This is a genomic window from Streptomyces sp. NPDC003027 (genome assembly GCF_053591435.1).
The window spans coordinates 44,120-63,015 of sequence record NZ_JBSFTU010000003.1 but is presented as its reverse complement, the minus strand read 5'-3'; the positions used below and the strand labels follow the sequence as shown (position 1 = coordinate 63,015).

At 70.9% G+C, this 18,896-nt stretch carries 23 protein-coding genes and 5 tRNA genes; 22 read left to right on the top strand and 6 right to left on the bottom strand.

Annotated features, from left to right (window positions below; all coding sequences use genetic code 11):
* Positions 1–45 precede the first annotated feature (45 nt).
* The 9 genes from ACWDX6_RS03635 to ACWDX6_RS03595 all read left to right on the top strand — a co-directional run bounded on the left by ACWDX6_RS03635 (position 46) and on the right by ACWDX6_RS03595 (position 4,002).
* Positions 46–234, top strand: coding sequence for a hypothetical protein (locus tag ACWDX6_RS03635; protein WP_403294607.1), 189 nt, complete (start codon positions 46–48; stop codon positions 232–234).
* 92 nt (positions 235–326) lie between these two features.
* Complete coding sequence (locus tag ACWDX6_RS03630) at positions 327–1,112, top strand: fumarylacetoacetate hydrolase family protein (RefSeq protein ID WP_451483292.1); 786 nt, start codon at positions 327–329, stop codon at positions 1,110–1,112.
* Positions 1,105–2,583: a glutamate--tRNA ligase gene (gene gltX, locus ACWDX6_RS03625; RefSeq protein WP_451483291.1), complete on the top strand. Its 1,479-nt coding sequence runs from the start codon at positions 1,105–1,107 to the stop codon at positions 2,581–2,583. Before ACWDX6_RS03630 ends, gltX begins: the two co-directional genes overlap by 8 nt.
* A 75-nt stretch (positions 2,584–2,658) precedes the next feature.
* Complete coding sequence (locus tag ACWDX6_RS03620; protein ID WP_451483290.1) at positions 2,659–3,381, top strand: HAD family hydrolase; 723 nt, start codon at positions 2,659–2,661, stop codon at positions 3,379–3,381.
* Positions 3,382–3,473: 92 nt separating this feature from the next.
* Positions 3,474–3,545: transfer RNA gene (locus ACWDX6_RS03615), tRNA-Gln, on the top strand.
* Between the two features lie 41 nt (positions 3,546–3,586).
* A tRNA-Glu gene (locus tag ACWDX6_RS03610) sits at positions 3,587–3,659 on the top strand.
* Positions 3,660–3,747: 88 nt separating this feature from the next.
* Positions 3,748–3,820 (top strand) — tRNA-Glu (locus ACWDX6_RS03605).
* A gap of 16 nt (positions 3,821–3,836) precedes the next feature.
* Positions 3,837–3,908, top strand: a tRNA-Gln gene (locus ACWDX6_RS03600).
* 21 nt (positions 3,909–3,929) lie between these two features.
* Positions 3,930–4,002 (top strand) — tRNA-Glu (locus ACWDX6_RS03595).
* Between the two features lie 149 nt (positions 4,003–4,151).
* Here ACWDX6_RS03595 and ndgR read toward each other — a convergent pair.
* The gene (gene ndgR, locus ACWDX6_RS03590; RefSeq protein ID WP_005311436.1) at positions 4,152–4,868 is read right to left on the bottom strand and encodes an IclR family transcriptional regulator NdgR; all 717 of its coding nucleotides are present in this window, start codon (positions 4,866–4,868) and stop codon (positions 4,152–4,154) included.
* Positions 4,869–5,008: 140 nt separating this feature from the next.
* Between ndgR and leuC the strand changes: the two genes are divergently transcribed.
* From leuC to ACWDX6_RS03570, 4 genes are all read left to right on the top strand, one after another.
* Positions 5,009–6,433 carry a 3-isopropylmalate dehydratase large subunit gene (gene leuC / locus ACWDX6_RS03585; RefSeq protein WP_451483289.1) on the top strand — a complete coding sequence of 475 codons (1,425 nt, stop codon included), beginning with the start codon at positions 5,009–5,011 and terminating at the stop codon, positions 6,431–6,433.
* 5 nt (positions 6,434–6,438) lie between these two features.
* A complete protein-coding gene (gene leuD / locus ACWDX6_RS03580) occupies positions 6,439–7,032 on the top strand; it encodes a 3-isopropylmalate dehydratase small subunit (RefSeq protein WP_451483288.1) in 594 nt (197 codons plus the stop codon).
* Between the two features lie 104 nt (positions 7,033–7,136).
* A complete protein-coding gene (locus tag ACWDX6_RS03575; RefSeq protein ID WP_451483287.1) occupies positions 7,137–7,364 on the top strand; it encodes an SCO5555 family protein in 228 nt (75 codons plus the stop codon).
* A 143-nt stretch (positions 7,365–7,507) separates the two neighbouring features.
* On the top strand, positions 7,508–8,179 hold the full coding sequence (locus ACWDX6_RS03570; RefSeq protein WP_451483286.1) for an HU family DNA-binding protein: 672 nt from the start codon (positions 7,508–7,510) through the stop codon (positions 8,177–8,179).
* 81 nt (positions 8,180–8,260) lie between these two features.
* Here the strand turns inward: ACWDX6_RS03570 and ACWDX6_RS03565 are convergent, their stop codons facing one another.
* Complete coding sequence (locus ACWDX6_RS03565; RefSeq protein ID WP_451483285.1) at positions 8,261–8,470, bottom strand: hypothetical protein; 210 nt, start codon at positions 8,468–8,470, stop codon at positions 8,261–8,263.
* Between the two features lie 10 nt (positions 8,471–8,480).
* Complete coding sequence (gene cofC, locus ACWDX6_RS03560) at positions 8,481–9,128, bottom strand: 2-phospho-L-lactate guanylyltransferase (RefSeq protein WP_451483284.1); 648 nt, start codon at positions 9,126–9,128, stop codon at positions 8,481–8,483.
* 137 nt (positions 9,129–9,265) lie between these two features.
* Here cofC and ACWDX6_RS03555 point away from each other — a divergent pair, with 137 nt between their 5' ends.
* From ACWDX6_RS03555 to ACWDX6_RS03545, 3 genes are all read left to right on the top strand, one after another.
* Positions 9,266–10,018, top strand: a complete 753-nt coding sequence (locus tag ACWDX6_RS03555; RefSeq protein ID WP_451483283.1) for a lysophospholipid acyltransferase family protein — start codon at positions 9,266–9,268, stop codon at positions 10,016–10,018.
* The gene (locus tag ACWDX6_RS03550) at positions 10,015–11,016 is read left to right on the top strand and encodes an NAD(P)H-dependent glycerol-3-phosphate dehydrogenase (RefSeq protein WP_451483282.1); all 1,002 of its coding nucleotides are present in this window, start codon (positions 10,015–10,017) and stop codon (positions 11,014–11,016) included. Before ACWDX6_RS03555 ends, ACWDX6_RS03550 begins: the two co-directional genes overlap by 4 nt.
* 102 nt (positions 11,017–11,118) lie before the next feature.
* The gene (locus ACWDX6_RS03545; protein ID WP_451483281.1) at positions 11,119–12,258 is read left to right on the top strand and encodes a D-alanine--D-alanine ligase family protein; all 1,140 of its coding nucleotides are present in this window, start codon (positions 11,119–11,121) and stop codon (positions 12,256–12,258) included.
* Here ACWDX6_RS03545 and ACWDX6_RS03540 read toward each other — a convergent pair whose 3' ends face one another.
* Positions 12,259–12,741: a DUF3515 domain-containing protein gene (locus ACWDX6_RS03540; RefSeq protein ID WP_451483493.1), complete on the bottom strand. Its 483-nt coding sequence runs from the start codon at positions 12,739–12,741 to the stop codon at positions 12,259–12,261.
* 23 nt (positions 12,742–12,764) lie between these two features.
* A complete protein-coding gene (locus ACWDX6_RS03535) occupies positions 12,765–12,998 on the bottom strand; it encodes an Lrp/AsnC family transcriptional regulator (protein ID WP_403294595.1) in 234 nt (77 codons plus the stop codon).
* 218 nt (positions 12,999–13,216) lie between these two features.
* On the opposite strand from ACWDX6_RS03535, the gene ACWDX6_RS03530 reads away from it, so the two are divergent.
* The 5 genes from ACWDX6_RS03530 (at position 13,217) to ACWDX6_RS03510 (ending at position 16,621) form a co-directional block, all read left to right on the top strand.
* Positions 13,217–14,179, top strand: a complete 963-nt coding sequence (locus ACWDX6_RS03530; RefSeq protein ID WP_451483280.1) for a thiamine-phosphate kinase — start codon at positions 13,217–13,219, stop codon at positions 14,177–14,179.
* Positions 14,176–14,976, top strand: coding sequence for a bifunctional hydroxymethylpyrimidine kinase/phosphomethylpyrimidine kinase (thiD, locus tag ACWDX6_RS03525; RefSeq protein ID WP_451483279.1), 801 nt, complete (start codon positions 14,176–14,178; stop codon positions 14,974–14,976). Before ACWDX6_RS03530 ends, thiD begins: the two co-directional genes overlap by 4 nt.
* A 13-nt stretch (positions 14,977–14,989) precedes the next feature.
* Complete coding sequence (locus ACWDX6_RS03520; RefSeq protein WP_451483278.1) at positions 14,990–15,286, top strand: antibiotic biosynthesis monooxygenase; 297 nt, start codon at positions 14,990–14,992, stop codon at positions 15,284–15,286.
* A gap of 77 nt (positions 15,287–15,363) precedes the next feature.
* Positions 15,364–15,792, top strand: a complete 429-nt coding sequence (locus ACWDX6_RS03515; RefSeq protein ID WP_451483277.1) for an Rrf2 family transcriptional regulator — start codon at positions 15,364–15,366, stop codon at positions 15,790–15,792.
* 91 nt (positions 15,793–15,883) lie between these two features.
* Positions 15,884–16,621: an NIPSNAP family protein gene (locus ACWDX6_RS03510; protein WP_451483276.1), complete on the top strand. Its 738-nt coding sequence runs from the start codon at positions 15,884–15,886 to the stop codon at positions 16,619–16,621.
* A gap of 175 nt (positions 16,622–16,796) precedes the next feature.
* Here the strand turns inward: ACWDX6_RS03510 and rpmB are convergent, their stop codons facing one another.
* Positions 16,797–16,982 (bottom strand): 50S ribosomal protein L28, encoded by a 186-nt coding sequence (gene rpmB / locus ACWDX6_RS03505; protein WP_003957616.1) that lies wholly within the window; start codon positions 16,980–16,982, stop codon positions 16,797–16,799.
* 255 nt (positions 16,983–17,237) lie between these two features.
* Here rpmB and ACWDX6_RS03500 point away from each other — a divergent pair, with 255 nt between their 5' ends.
* Positions 17,238–18,824: a DAK2 domain-containing protein gene (locus tag ACWDX6_RS03500; protein ID WP_451483275.1), complete on the top strand. Its 1,587-nt coding sequence runs from the start codon at positions 17,238–17,240 to the stop codon at positions 18,822–18,824.
* Positions 18,825–18,896 lie beyond the last annotated feature (72 nt).

The window sequence follows — 18,896 nt, the reverse complement described above, 5'->3', positions numbered from 1 at the left end:
TGACGCTTTACACCAGCCCCCACTCTGTAGAGGTCTGACACCGCGATGAAGACGACGATGCTGCTCCGCTCCACGGCCAACCCCCGCCGCACCACGCTCGCACACCTCGAAGACGCCGAGCGGCTCGACCTCGGCGCACAGCGTGAGCACACGATCGAACTCCCCGCCCAGACCGCCAACCCCCGCCGCACGATCCTCATGACCGCGCCCGAGGCCCTCCAGCCCGCAGAGTAATAGCGTTTCCGGGCTCGGTTCGCGCCGCCCCTCGCCGCGTTAGCCTGGAGCGTCAGACTCCAGCCAGTAGCAAGTGAGGGGCGACAGCACTCGTGCGCATCGCCAGATTCTCCATCGACGGCAATGTCGCCTTCGGCGCCGTCGAGGGCGAGGGAACCGTCGAGTCCGGCGGCCTGGTCCTCGACATCATCAAGGGCATCCCGTACACGGACTTCGAACTGAGCGGCACCAAGGTGCCGCTCGGCAAGGTGCGGCTGCTGCCGCCCGTGCTGCCCAACAAAGTCGTCGCCATCGGGCGCAACTACGCGGAGCACGCCGCCGAACTCGGCAACGAGGTCCCCGACGTCCCCGTCGCCTTCTTCAAGCCCACCACCTCGGTGATCGGCTCCGGCGACGCGATCGAGTACCCCTCCTTCTCCAACGAACTGCACCACGAGGCCGAACTGGCCGTCGTCATCGGCCGCATGTGCCGCGAGGTCCCGCGCGAACGCGTCAAGGACGTCGTCTTCGGCTACACCTGCGCCAACGACGTCACCGCCCGCGACGTCCAGCAGCGCGAGAAGCAGTGGGCCCGGGCCAAGGGCTTCGACACCAGCTGCCCGCTGGGTCCCTGGGTGGAGACCGATCTCGACCCGAGCGACCTCACCATCCAGGCCACGGTCAACGGCGAACAGCGCCAGCTCGGTCGTACGAGCGACATGGTCCGCTCCATCGAGGACCTGGTCGTCCACATCACCGAGGCCATGACGCTGCTCCCCGGCGACGTCATCCTCACCGGCACCCCGGCCGGGGTCGGACCGCTCAACGTCGGCGACGAGGTCGCCGTCACCATCGAAGGCATCGGCACTCTCACCAACAAGGTGATCAAGCGTGGCTAACGCGAACGTCCGCGTACGTTTCTGTCCCTCCCCGACCGGCAACCCGCACGTGGGCCTGGTCAGGACCGCCCTCTTCAACTGGGCGTTCGCCCGCCACCACGGCGGTACGTTCGTCTTCCGCATCGAGGACACCGACGCGGCGCGCGACTCTGAGGAGTCGTACCAGCAGCTGCTCGACTCGCTGCGCTGGCTCGGCTTCACCTGGGACGAGGGCCCGGACGAGGTCGGCGGCCCGCACGCCCCGTACCGCCAGTCCCAGCGGATGGACATCTACAAGGACGTCGCCGAGAAGCTGCTCGCCGGCGGGTACGCCTACCACTGCTTCTGCACCGCCGTGGAGCTGGAGGCCCGCCGCGACGCCGCCCGCCTGGCCGGCAAGCCCTCCGGCTACGACGGCACCTGCCGCAACCTGAGCGCCGAGCGCATCGAGCGCTACCGCGCCGAGGGCCGCGAGTCCATCGTCCGGTTCAAGATGCCCGACGAGCCGATCACCTTCACCGACCTGGTCCGCGGCGAACTCACCTTCACCCCGGACAACGTCCCGGACTACGGCATCGTGCGCGCCAACGGCGCCCCGCTGTACACCCTGGTCAACCCGGTCGACGACGCGCTCATGGAGATCACCCACGTGCTGCGCGGCGAGGACCTGCTCTCCTCCACCCCGCGCCAGATCGCGCTCTACAAGGCGCTGATCGAGCTGGGCGTCGCCAAGGGGATCCCCGCCTTCGGCCACCTGCCGTACGTGATGGGCGAGGGCAACAAGAAGCTCTCCAAGCGCGACCCGCAGGCCTCCCTCAACCTCTACCGGGAGCGCGGCTTCCTCCCCGAGGGCCTTCTGAACTACCTCTCCCTCCTCGGCTGGTCCTTCTCGGCCGACCAGGACATCTTCACCATCGACGAGATGGTGGCGAAGTTCGACATCGCCGACGTCAACGCCAATCCGGCGCGCTTCGACCTCAAGAAGGCCGAGTCGATCAACGCCGACCACATCCGCATGCTGGACGTGAAGGCGTTCGCCGCGGCCTGCGAGCCCTGGCTCCAGGCCCCGCACGCCAACTGGGCCCCCGAGGACTTCGACCGCGCGGCGTGGGAGGCCATCGCCCCGCACGCGCAGACGCGTGTCACGGTCCTCTCCGACATCACGCAGAACGTGGACTTCCTGTTCCTCCCCGAGCCGGTCTTCGACCAGGCCTCGTGGGACAAGGCCATGAAGGGCGAGCCGGCCGCGCTGCTCACCACCGCCCGCGAGAAGCTCGACGGCGCCGACTGGAGCGACCCGGAGTCCCTCAAGAACGCGGTCCTCGCCGCCGGCGAGGCGCACGGCCTCAAGCTCGGCAAGGCCCAGGCCCCGGTCCGCGTCGCGGTCACCGGCCGCACGGTCGGCCTGCCGCTCTTCGAGTCCCTGGAGATCCTGGGCCGGGAGAAGACCCTCTCCCGCATCGACGCGGCGCTGGCCAAGCTGGCGGCGTGATCGCGGGCCGGGTGCCGGTGCCCTTCCGGGGATAACCCCCGGAGCCCCCGGCAAGGGGGGCGGTACCGTCGTCGTATGGCCATCCGCGCGGTCCTGTGGGACATCGACGACACGATCTTCGACTACGCCCGCGCCGACCTGGCCGGCATGCGCGACCATCTCACGGCCGAGGGCCTGGTGGACGGATTCGACTCCGTCGACCAGGCCCTCGTCCGCTGGCAGGAGCTCACCGTCGTCCACTGGCGCCGGTTCGAGGCCGGCGGGGTGGACTTCCAGGAGCAGCGGCGCGAGCGCGTGCGCGACTTCCTCGGGGCGCCCGCCCTCACCGCCGGCGAGGCCGACGGCTGGTTCGAGCGGTACATCACCCACTACGAATCAGCCTGGGAGCTCTTCCCCGACACCGTCCCCGTCCTGGACCTGCTGGCGCGTGAGTACCGTCACGCCGTCCTGTCGAACTCCAGCGTCCACAACCAGGACCGCAAGCTGCGGGTGCTCGGCGTACGGGACCGCTTCGAGGCCGTCGTCTGCGCCGCCGAGCTGGGGGTCGCCAAGCCCGCCGCCGAGGCGTTCCACGCGGCCTGCGCCGCGCTCGGGCTCGCCCCGAACGAGGTGGCGTACGTCGGTGACCAGCCGGACATCGACGCCCGGGGGGCGGTCGAGGCGGGGCTCACGGGCATCTGGCTGGACCGCGCGGGCCGCGGCGGCCGACCCGAGCTGACCCGCATCACCGACCTCCATCAGCTCCCCGCGCTGCTGCGCCGCGATAGTCGTTTTGGAGCGCCGGACACCTTCGGGTAATGTTCTTCCTGCGCCGAGGGGAGCAAGCCGAAAGGCCGAAACCCACGGAGCACAACCCGAACAAGATCCCCGAGCCGGGGGTTGAGTTTTGGTGGCCTATGGTGTAATTGGCAGCACGACTGATTCTGGTTCAGTTAGTCTAGGTTCGAGTCCTGGTAGGCCAGCTCGCAGAGCTCATCTGCACCACGCGGATCTGATCCGCAAAGCCCCCGTTGTGTAGCGGCCTAGCACGCTGCCCTCTCAAGGCAGTAGCGCCGGTTCGAATCCGGTCGGGGGTACAGATCCATCCTGCGCATCACCAGGGTCGCTCCCGGTGAACACGTGGTGACATCGCTCGGCACTCCGGTGCCGGGCGGGATCGCTAGGGCCCCCGTTGTGTAGCGGCCTAGCACGCCGCCCTCTCAAGGCGGTAGCGCCGGTTCGAATCCGGTCGGGGGTACTGGTCTAAACCACCATGGCCTATGGTGTAATTGGCAACACTACGGTTTCTGGTACCGTCATTCTAGGTTCGAGTCCTGGTAGGCCAGCTCGCGGAGCTCATCCGCAAGGCCCCCGTTGTGTAGCGGCCTAGCACGCCGCCCTCTCAAGGCGGTAGCGCCGGTTCGAATCCGGTCGGGGGTACGCATCGAAGAAGCCCTTCCCTTCGGGGGAGGGCTTCTTCGCGTTGCCGGACAACTGAAGATCGTGCATACGGCGCCGGACACAACTCCGGCCCACCGCTGCGGCGTTGAAGCGGTGGGCCGGGACGGACAAGGAGGAGGCGAAGGCGGTCAGCCGTTGCGGCGCAGCGCCTCCGAGAGGCGGGCGGCCGCGTCGATGACCGCCTGGGCGTGCATACGGCCGGGGTGGCGGGTCAGGCGCTCGATCGGCCCCGAGACCGACACGGCGGCCACCACGCGGTTCGAGGGGCCGCGCACGGGCGCGGAGACCGACGCCACGCCCGGCTCCCGCTCACCGATCGACTGGGCCCAGCCGCGGCGCCGTACGCCCGACAGGGCCGTCGCCGTGAAGCGGGCGCCCTGAAGACCGCGGTGGAGCCGCTCGGGCTCCTCCCAGGCCATCAGGATCTGCGCGGAGGAGCCGGCCTTCATCGTCAGCGTCGAGCCGACCGGGACCGTGTCCCGCAGGCCGGACAGCCGCTCGGCCGCCGCCACGCAGATGCGCATGTCTCCCTGGCGCCGGTAGAGCTGGGCGCTCTCGCCGGTCACATCGCGCAGATGCGTCAGTACCGGGCCCGCGGTGGCGAGCAGGCGGTCCTCACCGGCCGCGGCGGCGAGCTCCGCCAGGCGCGGTCCGAGGATGAACCGGCCCTGCATGTCGCGAGCCACCATCCGGTGGTGTTCCAGTGCCACGGCGAGTCGGTGTGCCGTGGGTCGTGCGAGTCCCGTCGCCGCGACCAGACCTGCGAGGGTGGCCGGACCGGACTCCAGAGCGCTCAGGACAAGGGCTGCCTTGTCGAGAACGCCCACGCCGCTAGAGTTGTCCATGCAACGATATTCACGTCTCACTCTGTGAAACGCAAGTTCAATTTCTCCCGGAACCTGTGACCCTGGTGGGGCGGCCGCACAACGGCCCGCGAAACGGGTCTCTAGTTGTGCCGGCGTATACGTCGGCCGGAGGGAAAGCGATGGGTAGGACACTCGCGGAGAAGGTCTGGGACGATCATGTCGTCCGGCGCGCCGAGGGCGAGCCCGACCTCCTCTTCATCGATCTGCACCTGCTGCACGAGGTCACCAGCCCCCAGGCGTTCGACGGTCTCCGTCAGAACGGCCGCCAGGTGCGTCGCCTCGACCTCACCATCGCCACCGAGGACCACAACACCCCGACCCTCGACATCGACAAGCCGATCGCCGACCCGGTCTCCCGCGCGCAGTTGGAGACCCTGCGCAAGAACTGTGCCGACTTCGGCGTACGGCTGCACCCGCTGGGCGACGTCGAGCAGGGCGTCGTCCACGTCGTTGGCCCCCAGCTGGGCCTGACCCAGCCCGGCACCACCGTGGTCTGCGGCGACTCGCACACCTCCACGCACGGCGCGTTCGGCGCCCTGGCGTTCGGTATCGGCACCAGCCAGGTCGAGCACGTGCTGGCCACCCAGACGCTGCCGCTGGCCCGCCCCAAGACCATGGCCATCACGGTCGACGGCGAGCTGCCCGAGGACGTCACCGCCAAGGACCTGATCCTGGCGATCATCGCCAAGATCGGCACCGGCGGCGGCCAGGGCTACATCCTGGAGTACCGCGGCTCCGCCATCGAGAAGCTCTCGATGGAGGCCCGGATGACCATCTGCAACATGTCGATCGAGGCCGGCGCCCGCGCGGGCATGATCGCCCCCGACGAGACCACCTTCGCCTACCTGAAGGGCCGCGACCACGCCCCCGAGGGCGAGGACTGGGACGCCGCCGTCGCCTACTGGAAGACCCTGAAGAGCGACGACGACGCGGTCTTCGACGCCGAGGTCGTCATCGACGCCGCCTCCCTGGCGCCGTTCGTCACCTGGGGCACCAACCCCGGCCAGGGAGCACCGCTTTCGGCGAACGTCCCCGACCCGGCTTCGTACGAAGACGCTTCGGAGCGCCTCGCCGCCGAAAAGGCCCTGGAGTACATGGGGTTGAGCGCCGGACAGCGGCTGCGGGACATCAAGGTCGACACCGTCTTCGTAGGCTCGTGCACCAACGGCCGCATCGAGGACCTGCGCAACGCCGCCGAGCTGCTGCGCGGCCGCAAGGTCGCCGACGGCGTCCGGATGCTGGTCGTCCCCGGTTCGGTCCGGGTCGCCCTGCAGGCGGTCGAGGAGGGCCTGGACAAGGTCTTCAAGGAGTCCGGCGCCGAATGGCGGCACGCGGGCTGCTCGATGTGCCTGGGCATGAACCCCGACCAACTGGCGCCGGGCGAGCGCTCCGCGTCCACCTCCAACCGCAACTTCGAGGGCCGGCAGGGCAAGGGCGGCCGGACCCACCTGGTCTCCCCCCAGGTCGCCGCCGCCACCGCCGTACTGGGCCATCTGGCCTCCCCGGCCGATCTGTCCGACGTCGCTACGCCCGCGGGGGTCTGAGAACCATGGAAGCCTTCACCACACACACCGGTCGCGCCGTCCCGCTGCGCCGCAGCAACGTCGACACCGACCAGATCATCCCCGCCCACTGGCTGAAGAAGGTCACCCGCGACGGCTTCGAGGACGGGCTCTTCGAGGCCTGGCGCAAGGACCCCGAGTTCGTGCTCAACCGCCCCGAGCGGCAGGGTGCCTCGGTCCTGGTCGCCGGCCCCGACTTCGGCACCGGCTCCTCCCGTGAGCACGCCGTCTGGGCGCTGCAGAACTACGGCTTCAAGACCGTGATCTCCTCCCGGTTCGCCGACATCTTCCGCGGCAACTCGCTCAAGAACGGTCTGCTGACCGTGGTCCTCGACCAGCAGGTCGTGGACCGGCTCTGGGAGCTGACCGAGGCCGACCCGACGGCCGAGGTCACCGTCGACCTGGAGCAGCGGAAGGTGCTCGCCGCCGGGATCGACGCCGACTTCGAACTCGACGAGAACGCCCGCTGGCGGCTGCTCAACGGCCTGGACGACATCAGCCTCACCCTTCAGAACGAAGGCGACATCGCGGCTTACGAGGCGGCACGGCCGGCCTTCAAGCCCCGTACAATTACCGTCTGAGCAGCGCTTTTCCACGACTGCGCCCCCCACCCTCCGGTGGGGGGCGCAGTCGCTTGTTGAGACCCCGTCGGGCGACAACTCGCCCTAGATGGCACAATCTGTGCATGGAACGCGACAGCCAACTCGAGCTCTACGAGGCAGTCGCCGCCCGATTGAAGGAAGCGCACAGAAGGGTGCGCGAACTGCAAGTCCCGGAGGGCGTAAGGATGGCGCTGTCCCGGAAGCTGCTGGTCGTGACGGCCGCGGCGAAGCACGATCTAGCGGACGCGGCAGCGCGTCTGGACCGGTTGATGAAGGACCTCGACGAGGGCCGATTCCCTGAAGGCGACTGACACCAGGAACTCCGCAACGGGACTTCCGCGTTGCGGCACTAGGGTGATTAGCCCGTTTCGTGTTTGATTTGCGGTATATACATGCCTAACGTGCGAAAAAGCTTGAACACTTTCGTTCTGGCAATGTCTCCGAAGGGGAAGACGTGAACAAGGCGCAGCTCGTAGAAGCGATTGCCGACAAGATGGGCGGTCGCCAGCAGGCCGCCGACGCCGTCGACCACGTGCTCGACGCCATCGTGCGTGCCGTGGTCGGCGGGGACCGGGTCTCGGTCACCGGCTTCGGGTCGTTCGAGAAGGTCGACCGGCCGGCCCGTTACGCCCGTAACCCCCAGACGGGCGAGCGCGTGCGGGTCAAGAAGACCTCCGTGCCGCGCTTCCGCGCGGGTCAGGGCTTCAAGGACCTGGTCAGCGGCTCGAAGAAGCTCCCCAAGGGAGGCGAGGTCTCCGTCAAGAAGGCGCCCAAGGGCAGCCTTTCCGGGCCGCCGCCCACCATCGCCAAGGCCGCCGGCAAGAAGGCCGCCGCCAAGAAGACCTCCGCCGCGGCCGCGAAGAAGGCCGCCGCCAAGAAGGCCACCCCGGCGAAGAAGACCACCGCCACGGCGAAGAAGACCGCCGCCACCAAGAGCACGAGCGCGGCCAAGACGACGGCCGCCAAGAAGACCACCCCGGCGAAGACCACCGCCGCCGCGAAGAAGACCACCGCGAAGAAGACCGCCCCGGCGAAGAAGGCCACGGCGAAGAAGGCGCCGGCGAAGAAGACCACCGCGCGCAAGACCACCCCCGCCAAGAAGACCACCACCGCCCGCAAGAAGTAAGCGGCGCAGGGTCACAGGGCCACTCACACGCCGGGCCGCGCTCCCCTCCGGGGGAGCGCGGCCCGCGTGTTGCCCGAGGTGTCAGAACGTCTGCAGGGTGATCAGCGTGATCCGGGGGGCGGCGTCCCCCGGCGCGGGCTCCGTCTCGATCCGCACCCGCTGCCCCGGACGCAGCAGCCGCAGCCCGCCCGCCTCGAAGGCCTCGGCCCCGAACTCCACCGGGGTGCCGTCGTCGAGCAGCACACTTCCGCTGCGGGTCTCGGGGTCGTACGTGTACGCGGTCGCCTGCATGGACCGCAGCCTATCCGGCCGCGCGGTCGAAATGAGCGGCCGTCCGCGGACCGATGCCCAGGCCGAGCGCCGCCGCCAGATCCTCGCCGGTGTCCACGTCCCGGCGCACGGAATCCACCCCGGCCAGCCGGATTTCCACCGCCCCCGACGACAAATGCCGCCGCCGCGAAGCGCCACCGAAAGCAGGCGCCAATTCCACTCCCGGGCCTGCCGAGAGGAATGTCGTACCTATTCCGGCGGCATCCGCGAGAAATGCCCGAGGGAATTCTCCGGCCACCTGGAGGACCCGGGCCAGCTCCGCCGGCCGCAGCGCCGGAAGATCGGCGTTCAGCGCCGCCACCCGTCCCCCGGCGCGACCGCCGCGCACCGCGCGCTCCCCATGGGCCAGCGCCGCGTTGAGCCCGGCGGCGGGGGAGTCCGGAACGATCCGCGCCCCCAGCGCCGAAAGCGCCACCGCCGCCACCGGATCGTCCGTGACGACCACCACATCGCGCACCCGCGCGCATTCCAGCGCCGCGGCCACCGTGTCCTGCGCGAACGCCAGCGCCAGCCGCGGCCGCGCCCGCGCACCGGCCGCCGCGGCGAGCCTGCTCTTCGCCCGCGCAAGGGGCTTCAGGGGAACGACCAGGGACCAGCCGCCATCCGGATCGGTGTTCATCGGGGCCATTGTGGCCCCGCTCGCGGTCGGACTGTCCGGCGGGAGCCGCGGCCCGGGGCGTACGGTGTTCTCGACAGACCAGGAGCATGGGGCGACACTTGACCCCCTGCAAGCCAGTCCCAGAGGAAGGTGTCCGAGTGTCCCGCCGCAGAATCGGCTTCTGGTACCGCCTGGCGGCGGTCATCGCTAAACCGCCGCTGGTGGTTCTGTTCAAGCGGGACTGGCGCGGAACGGAACACATTCCGGCCGACGGCGGATTCATCACCGCCGTCAACCACAACTCTTATCTGGACCCGCTGTCCTACGCGCACTACCAGTACAACACCGGGCGCGTCCCGCGCTTTCTCGCCAAGGCCGGCCTCTTCAAGGGCTCGTTCGTCGGCATGATGCTGCGCGGCACCGGACAGATCCCCGTCTACCGCGAGACCACCAACGCGCTGGACGCCTTCCGCGCCGCCGTCGAGGCCATCGAGCGCGGCGAATGCGTCGCCTTCTACCCCGAGGGCACCCTCACCCGCGACCCCGACATGTGGCCCATGGCCGGCAAGACCGGCGCCGCCCGCGTCGCACTGCTCACCAAGGCCCCCGTCATCCCGGTCGCCCAGTGGGGCGCCAACCTCGCGATGCCGCCGTACGCCAAGGAGAACAGGCTCAGGCTGTTCCCCCGCAAGACGCTGATCGTCCAGGCCGGTCCGCCGGTCGACCTCTCCCGCTTCTACGGCAAGGAACCGACGCCCGAGGTGCTGCGCGAGGCGACCGAGGTCATCATGGCCGCGATCACCGCACTCCTGGAGGACGTACGCGGCGAGAAGGCGCCCGCCGAACCGTACGACCACCGCAAGGCACGGCTGGAACTGCGGCGCAAGGCCGCCGGAGAGGGCAAGAAGTGACCAAGGCAGCCGTCTTCGGTACGGGATCGTGGGGCACCGCCTTCGGCATGGTGCTCGCCGACGCGGGCTGCGAGGTGACCCTCTGGGGACGCCGCGCCGAACTCGTCGACGCGATCAACACCACCCGGACCAACCCCGACTACCTCCCCGGCATCGAACTGCCCGCCAAGGTCCGGGCCACCACCGACCCGGCCGAGGCCGCCCGCGACGCCGAGTTCACCGTGCTCGCCGTCCCCTCCCAGACCCTGCGCGGAAACCTCGCCGACTGGGCCCCCGAGCTGGCCCCGGACACCGTCCTCGTCTCCCTGATGAAGGGCGTCGAACTCGGCACCGCCAAGCGGATGAGCGAGGTCATCGCCGAGGTCGCCGACGTCCCCGCCGCGCGCGTGGCCGTCCTCACCGGCCCCAACCTGGCCAAGGAGATCGCCGCCCGGCAGCCCGCCGCCGCCGTCGTCGCCTGCTCCGACGAATCCGTCGCCCAGCGCCTCCAGGCCGCCTGCATGACCCCGTACTTCCGCCCGTACACCAACACCGACGTCGTCGGCTGCGAGCTCGGCGGCGCCGTCAAGAACGTCATCGGGCTCGCCGTCGGCATCGCCGACGGCATGGGACTCGGCGACAACTCCAAGGCCACGCTCATCACCCGCGGCCTGGCCGAGACCACCCGCCTCGGCCTCGCCATGGGAGCCGACCCGCTCACCTTCTCCGGCCTCGCCGGACTCGGCGACCTGGTCGCCACCTGCTCCTCGCCGCTCTCCCGCAACCACACCTTCGGCACCAACCTCGGCCGCGGCATGACGCTCGAGGAGACCATCGCCGCGACCAAGCAGACCGCCGAGGGCGTCAAGTCCTGCGAGTCGGTCCTCGACCTGGCCCGCCGCCACGGCGTCGACATGCCGATCACCGAGACGGTCGTCTCCATCGTCCACGAGGGCAAGCCGCCGATCGTCGCCCTCAAGGAACTGATGTCCCGCAGCGCCAAACCCGAGCGGCGCTGAGCGGTGCCGAGCGGCCCGCCGGGGGAGGCCCGTTGGGCCGGACGCGCGCGGCGCACCGGGGCACTCAACCCTGTCGGAGACGCAAGGTACGCTCAACGCGATATGAGCGAGAACACCCAGAGCCCCCGCAAGCCGCGCGTGGCCGTCGTCTTCGGCGGACGCAGCTCGGAGCACGCCATCTCCGTCGTCACCGCCGGTGCCGTCCTGCGCGCCATCGACCGGGACAAGTACGACGTGCTGCCCATCGGCATCACCACCGACGGGCGCTGGGCGCTGACCGCCGACGCCCCCGAGCGGATGGCCATCGCCGAGCGCTCCCTGCCGAACGTCGCCGACCTCGCCGAGTCCGAGACGGGCGGGGTGGTCCTCTCCGTCGACCCCGCCAACCGCGAGGTCGTGTACACCGAGCCCGGCGCCGTGCCCAAGGCCCTCGGCGACGTCGACGTCGTCTTCCCCGTGCTGCACGGCCCCTACGGCGAGGACGGCACGCTCCAGGGACTCCTCGAGCTCTCCGGCGTCCCCTACGTCGGCGCGGGCGTCCTCGCCTCCGCCGTCGGCCAGGACAAGGAGTACATGAAGCGGGTCTTCACCTCCTTCGGGCTGCCCGTCGGCCCGTACGAGGTCATCCGGCCCCGCGAGTGGGACCAGAACCCCGCGGCCGCGCGCAAGAAGATCGTCGAGTTCGCCGCCGAACACGGCTGGCCGCTCTTCGTGAAGCCCGCCCGAGGCGGCTCCTCCATGGGCATCACCAAGGTCGACGACCTCTCCGGCCTGGACGAGGCCATCGAGGAGGCCCGCCGCCACGACCCCAAGATCCTCGTCGAGTCGCTGCTGCGCGGCCGCGAGATCGAGTGCGGCGTCCTGGAGTTCGAGGACGGCCCGCGCGCCAGCGTGCCGGCCGAGATCCCGCCCGTCACCGACCACGACTTCTACGACTTCGAGGCGAAGTACATCGACTCGGCGTCCGGCATCGTGCCCGCGCCGATCGGCGACGAGGCCACCGCCGAGGTCCAGCGCCTCGCGGTCGCCGCCTACGAGGCCGTCTCCTGCGAGGGTCTGGTCCGCGCCGACTTCTTCCTCACCGAGGACGGCGACTTCGTCATCAACGAGATCAACACCATGCCCGGCTTCACGCCGATCTCCATGTACCCGCGCATGTGGCAGGAGAGCGGCGTCAGCTATCCCGAGCTCGTCGACCGGCTGATCCAGGCCGCGCTGACCCGCTCCACGGGCCTGCGCTGACTACACGCTGTCCGGGACCGCCTTCTTGACGGGGGCGGCGAGATCCACGAGCGGGCCGACGTCATGCGCGTACCGCTCGTCCAGCGTCACCTCGACGTACGCCTTCCGGTACGTCGTGGTGAAGCGGGGTCCGTCGCCCTGCCGCGGCTCGTACAGCCAGTTCACACCCTCGGCGTCGACCCCCTGTGCCTGGGGATCGTTCATCCTGTCGGGCCGGGGGACGCCGCAGCGCAGTACGATCGCCGCGTCCCCCCACCCGGCGGTCAGCTCGGAGCCGGGCTCCGGGTCGTTCCGTTCCAGCCCCGCCACGGTCCGGGGAAGTTCCTTCGCCAGCGCCCGGCAGAAGGCGGCTTCCTCCGCCGGAGGGCTGGGAACGGGGGCCGACACCTTCGCGTCCGTGGAGGAGCAGCCCGTGGCGGACAGCAGCAGCGCGGCCGCGGTCGCGGCGGCGACGGGCAGGCCGAAGGGCCGGTGGGTTGACATCACCGGCCAAGCGTAGACGGGGGCTACAGATGCACGACCGGGCAGGTGAGGGTCCGCGTGATGCCGTCCACTTGCTGGACCTTGGCGACCACCATGCGGCCGAGGTCGTCGACCGTGTCGGCCTGGGCGCGGACGATCACGTCGTACGGTCCCGTCACGTCCTCCGCCTGGATCACCCCCGGGATCTCGGAGATGGTCTCGGCGACGGTCGACGCCTTGCCCACCTCGGTCTGAATGAGGATGTACGCCTGTACCACGGAACCTCCAGGGCGACCACGAGGATCTTGTGGGAGAAAGGGACGCCACGGTACCGCGTCGCCCCGGGCCGCGGGGAGACCTGCGCGCCCGGAGGCGCCCACAGTGTGGCGAAGGCACGACAGAAGTTGACGGTCCACTTGACGGTATCTGGCGCAGTGACGGCTCGCGACCCGCGGTCGGCGCGCACGGCCGGCACGACAACACGAGGTGAGACGCGGTGAAGGGCACAGTCGGCGAGTTGGGGGAGTTCGGGCTCATCAAGGAGCTCACGTCCCGGCTCACCTCCACCCCGGCGGTACGGATCGGGCCGGGCGACGACGCCGCGGTCGTCTCCGCACCCGACCGGCGCGTGGTGGCCAGCACGGACATCCTGCTCGAAGGACGGCACTTCCGCCGCGACTGGTCGACGGCGTACGACGTCGGCCGCAAGGCGGCCGCACAGAACCTCGCCGACATCGCCGCGATGGGCGCCGTGCCGACCGCGCTCCTGCTCGGCCTCGTCGTCCCCGCGGAGCTGCCCGTCACCTGGCCCACGGAACTCATGGACGGCCTGCGCGACGAGTGCCAGGTCGCCGGCGCGGCCGTCGTCGGCGGCGACGTCGTCCGCGGCGACACCATCACCGTCGCCATCACCGCCCTCGGCGACCTGCGCAACCACGACCCGGTGACCCGCGGCGGGGCGCAGCCCGGCGACGTCGTCGCGTACACCGGCTGGCTGGGCTGGTCCGCCGCCGGCTACGCCGTCCTCTCCCGGGGCTTCCGCTCGCCGCGCGCGTTCGTCGAGGCGCACCGGCGGCCCGAACCGCCGTACCACGCGGGCCCCGCAGCGGCCGGGCTCGGCGCCACCGCCATGTGCGACGTCAGCGACGGACTCATCGCCGACCTCGGCCACATCGCCGAGGCCAGCAAGGTCCGTATCGACCTGCGCTCCGGCCTCATCGACATCCCCACCCAGATGTACGACATCGGCCAGGCCGTCGGCGTGGACCCCCTGCAGTGGGTGCTCACCGGCGGCGAGGACCACGCGATCGTCGCCACCTTCCCGCCGGACGTGAAGCTGCCGGCCCGCTGGAAGGTCATCGGCGAGGTCCTCAACCCCTCGGCGCTGCCGCAGGTGACCGTGGACGGCGCGCCCTGGCACAGCACGGGCGGCTGGGACCACTTCGGGGAGACGGAGTGATCCCGCCCCTGGTCCTGACCGTCGCCGGATCGGACTCCGGCGGCGGCGCGGGCATCCAGGCCGATCTGAAGACCATGCTCGCCCTCGGCGTCCACGGCATGAGCGTGATCACCGCCGTCACGGCCCAGAACTCCCGGGGCGTCCAGGGGGCGTGGGAGCTGCCCGAGGAGGCCGTACGAGCCCAGTACCGCGCCGTCGTCGACGACATCGGCGTCCAGGCGGTGAAGACCGGCATGCTCGCCTCGGCGCCCCTCGTGGAGACCGTCGCCGAGCTGCTCGCCGCGACACACGCGCCCGTGGTCGTCGACCCGGTGGGCGTCTCCAAGCACGGGGACGCGCTGCTCGCCGCCTCCGCGCTGGACTCCGTACGGACGAGGCTGCTGCCGGTCGCGACCGTGGCCACGCCCAACCTGGACGAGGTGGCGCAGCTCACCGGGATTCGTGTTGTCGACGAGCGCGACATGCGGACCGCCGCCGAGGCGATCCTGTCGTACGGCCCGCGCTGGGCGTTGATCAAGGGCGGGCACCTGCCGACCGGTGAGGAGGCCGTGGACCTGCTCACGGACGGCGACGAGGAGCACTGGCTGCGCGCGCCGCGCCACGACAACCGGCACACGCACGGGACGGGCTGCACGCTCGCCTCGGCGGTGGCGTCGGGGCTCGCGAAGGGGCTGCCGGTACCGGAGGCGGTGCGGGAGGCGAAGGCGTACGTGACGGGGGCGATCGCGGCCGGTTTCGCGCTGGGCGCGGGAATCGGACCGGTGGACCACGCCTGGCGGTGGCGCGGTTCGGCGTGACACCCTGAGGGCCGTGATCATCAGGGTGAGTGAGGCACGCGTACGTCCTGAGCGGTTCGAGGCGTTCCGCGACATGATCGTCTCCGCGGTGCGCGAGTTTCCCGGCCGCTATCCGGGGCTTGTGGACCACGAGGTCCTGCTCGCGCCGCCCGACTCGCTGGTGTACGTCAGCCGCTGGCGCGGCGAGGAGGATCTGGTCGGCTACGCCGGCGAGCACTGGCGGGACCAGCCCGTGGTCCTGCCTGGCGAGGACGAGTACCTCGTCGCGCCACTGAGGGTGCGGCACTTCACGCTCGCGTCTCTGCGCTGATCCGGCGGACGGCTCTTGAGCCCTTGACCGAGGGCCCCGTTGTAACAGAAGCTGTTGCGGGAGAAGGGGGAGGGCGGATGGCGGCGAACAGTCGATTGACCATCGCGACACACGCGCTGGCCTGGCTGGCGTTGGCGCAGCGCCGCGGCCGGGACGTTCTCACGTCGGAGCAGGTCGCGGCCAGCGTCAACACCAACCCCGTGGTCATCCGGCGCAGCCTGGGTGACCTGCGGCGAGCCGGTCTGGTGGAGGTCCGCCACGGCGCCGGCGCGGGCTGGAGCCTGGCCCGCGCGCCGGAGGAGATCTCCCTCCTCGACGTGCACGACGCCGTCGGCGCGCAGGCGCCGTTCGGCCTGCACCACGGCGAGCCCAACCTGGAGTGCCCGGTCGGCCGGGGCATCCGCCCCGCGCTGAGCGACGTCTACGGCCGGGTCGAGCAGGCCATGCGGCGGGAGCTGGCGGAGACGTCGATCGCCGATGTGCTGCGCGAGACGCTGGTGAACTAGGGGCCGTCCGCTGCGGGCGGATGGCCGCCGGGAAAGCCGTACCCGTTGTTGTAACAAAAACAGTTTCATCACTCGAGCGAGGAGCGGTCTGGTGGAAGCCCTACGGTGCCCGGTCGTCGAACTGCGGCAGTACACGCTGCACCCAGGACGGCGGGACGTGCTGATCGACCTGTTCGACCGGGAGTTCGTCGAGCCCCAGGAGGACGTCGGCATGACCGTCCTCGGGCAGTTCCGCGACCTGGACGACCCCGACCGGTTCGTCTGGCTGCGCGGCTTCGACGACATGCCGCGCCGTGCCGAGGCGCTGGCGGGCTTCTACGGCGGGCCGGTCTGGCAGGCGCATCGCGACCGGGCCAACGCGACGATGATCGACTCCGACGACGTCCTGCTGCTGCGGCCCGCCTCGGCGGACGCGGGGTTCCCCGCGCCGGTCGCCGCCCGCCGAGCCCCCGGCGAGCCGGCGGACGCGCCACCGTCGCTGGTCCTCGCCACGGTCTGGTACGGCAACCGCCCGTTCGACGCCGCGTTCGTCGAGTTCTTCGAGCGGCGGGTGCGGCCCGTCCTGGCCGAGGCCGGCGGCGAGCCACTGGCGTACCTGCGGTCGGAACACGCCCCGAACACCTTCCCGGCGCTGCCGGTACGGACGGGCGAGGAGGTCTTCGTCTTCTTCGCGCGGTTCACCGACGAGGGCCGGCTCGACGCCCACCTGCGTCGCCTGCGGCAGTCCGGACGCTGGCGCGAGGAGCTGCTGCCGACCCTGTCGCAGGGGTGGGCCAGGCCGCCGCGACAGCTCCGGCTGGCACCCACGGAGCGGTCACTGCTGCGCTGAGACGGGCGGAGCGGCCGACGGCCCGGTCCGGACGGGGACGGTCACGGCGTCGCCGCCCTCAGGGCATGGCAAAAGGCCGGTTCACCGAGGTGAACCGGCCTTTCAAGGCAACCGCAGGGGCTGCGCTACGACAAAACGTCGGCGGGATCTTCCCCACTTGCGCGGGGAGCATCACTTAGCGCGAGACCTTGCCGGCCTTGATGCACGAGGTGCAGACGTTGAGCCGCTTCGGCGTCCGACCGACCACGGCACGCACGCGCTGGATGTTCGGGTTCCAGCGACGGGACGTACGGCGGTGCGAGTGCGAAATGTTGTTGCCGAAGCCCGGCCCCTTGCCGCAGACGTCGCAGTTGGCAGCCACGGGTCACTCCAAAGACTTCAGATTTACAGTGAATTCCGGCGCACCGGAATCAGAGTTCTGAAGTGGCTTGCCGGGGGAATGGCCCGACTCTCGCCGGGCAACCGGAGCAGCATACAACGGCTGCTCCCGTAGAACGAAACTACCATGACCTCGGCGGCCCCCGTCCCCGGCCGAGGTCATGAGCGGGTCTACCCTGCGGTGAGCTCGCCGCCCAGGCCGCCCCCGGCCGCCAGGCCGTCACAGGAGGATCACCCGTTGCCGCAGACCGCGCAGACCCTCGACGCCGCAGCGGTCCGATCCTGGTGCGTACGGGCGCTGGAGGCGCTCGGCCGGGAGCGCGAGGAGATCGACGCGATCAACGTCTACCCGATCGCCGACGGGGACACCGGGACCAACCTCTATCTGACCGTGGAATCCGCCGCCCAGGCGGTCGAGGCGGTCTTCGCCGCCGACGAGCCGGACGCCGTGGACGCGATACGGGCCATGGCGCACGGCGCCCTCATCGGGGCGCGGGGCAACTCCGGGACCATTCTGTCGCAGCTGCTGCGCGGCATGGCGTCCGTCCTCGCCGACGGGCGGGACGGCGATCACCTCGCCCGGTCGCTGACGGCGGCCTCCGCCGCCGCCCGCCGGGCCGTGGCACACCCGGTCGAGGGCACGATCCTGACCGTCGCGCGCGCGGCGGCGGACGCCTGCGCGGGCGGCGGGGACCTCGTGGCGGTTGCCAGAGGGGCGTACGAAGGGGCCAGGACGGCCCTGGAGGCGACTCCCGGGCAGCTGCCCGCCCTTCAGCGCGCGGGCGTCGTGGACGCCGGCGGACGCGGCCTGGTGGCGGTCCTCGGCGCCCTCGTCGAGGTGGTGTCGGGCGAGGCGCAGATACGGCCGGTACGTCCCGCCCGTCCCGTACGGGACGAGGAGGAGTGCCCGGCCGAGGAGGGCCGGCGCGGCCCCGCGTTCGAGGTGATCTACCTCCTGGAGGCGGAGGACGCGGCCGTGGAACGGTTGCGGGCCCGGCTGGACGGCCTGGGGGACTCGCTGGTCGTCGTGGGCGGCGACGGACTGTGGAACGTCCACGTCCATGTCGACGACGCGGGAGCGGCGGTCGAGGCGGGCGTGGAGGCGGGACGCCCGTACCGGATCCGGATCACCCACTTCGCGGGGGTGGCGCCGGCCGAGCGGGCGCAGCGCGCGGTGGTCGCGGTGGTCCCCGGCGAGGGCATCGCGGGCCTGTGCGAGGAGGCGGGCGCCACGACGGTCCTGGCCCGGGCGGGGGAGCCGCCGGCCAGCGGGGAACTGGTCGACGCGATCCGGCGGGCCCACGCGCGCGAGGTGGTCCTCCTGCCGAACGACACCGCCCTGCGGCACACGGCGGGCGCCGCGGCCGAACAGGCCCGCGCCGAGGGCATCAGGGTCGCCCTGATCCCGACCCGCGCGGCCGTCCAGGGCATCGCGGCCCTGGCCGTCCACGAACCGGAGCGCCGCTTCGACGAGGACGTGGTCGCGATGACGGCGGCGGCGGGCGCCACGCGCTACGCCGAACTGGCCGTCGCCGAACGGCAGTCCTTCACCTCGGCGGGCGTGTGCCAGGCCGGTGACGTCCTCGGCCTGATCGAGGGCGACGTGGCGGTCATCGGCCAGGACCTGACGGCGACAGCGCGGACGGTTTTGGACCGGATGCTGTCCGCGGGCGGCGAACTGGTCACCCTGATCGTCGCGACCGACACCCCCGAGAGCCTGGCGTCGGCCCTCGAACGCCACGTCCGCGACACGTACTTGGCGGTCGACACCGCGACCTACCACGCGGGCCCCGGAGCGCCGCCCCTCCTCATCGGCGTGGAGTAGCCACCGGCGGACCCGCGGATACCCACAGCCTGCGGGACGGTTGTCGGTGCCGTGGTGTGCAATGGAACGCGT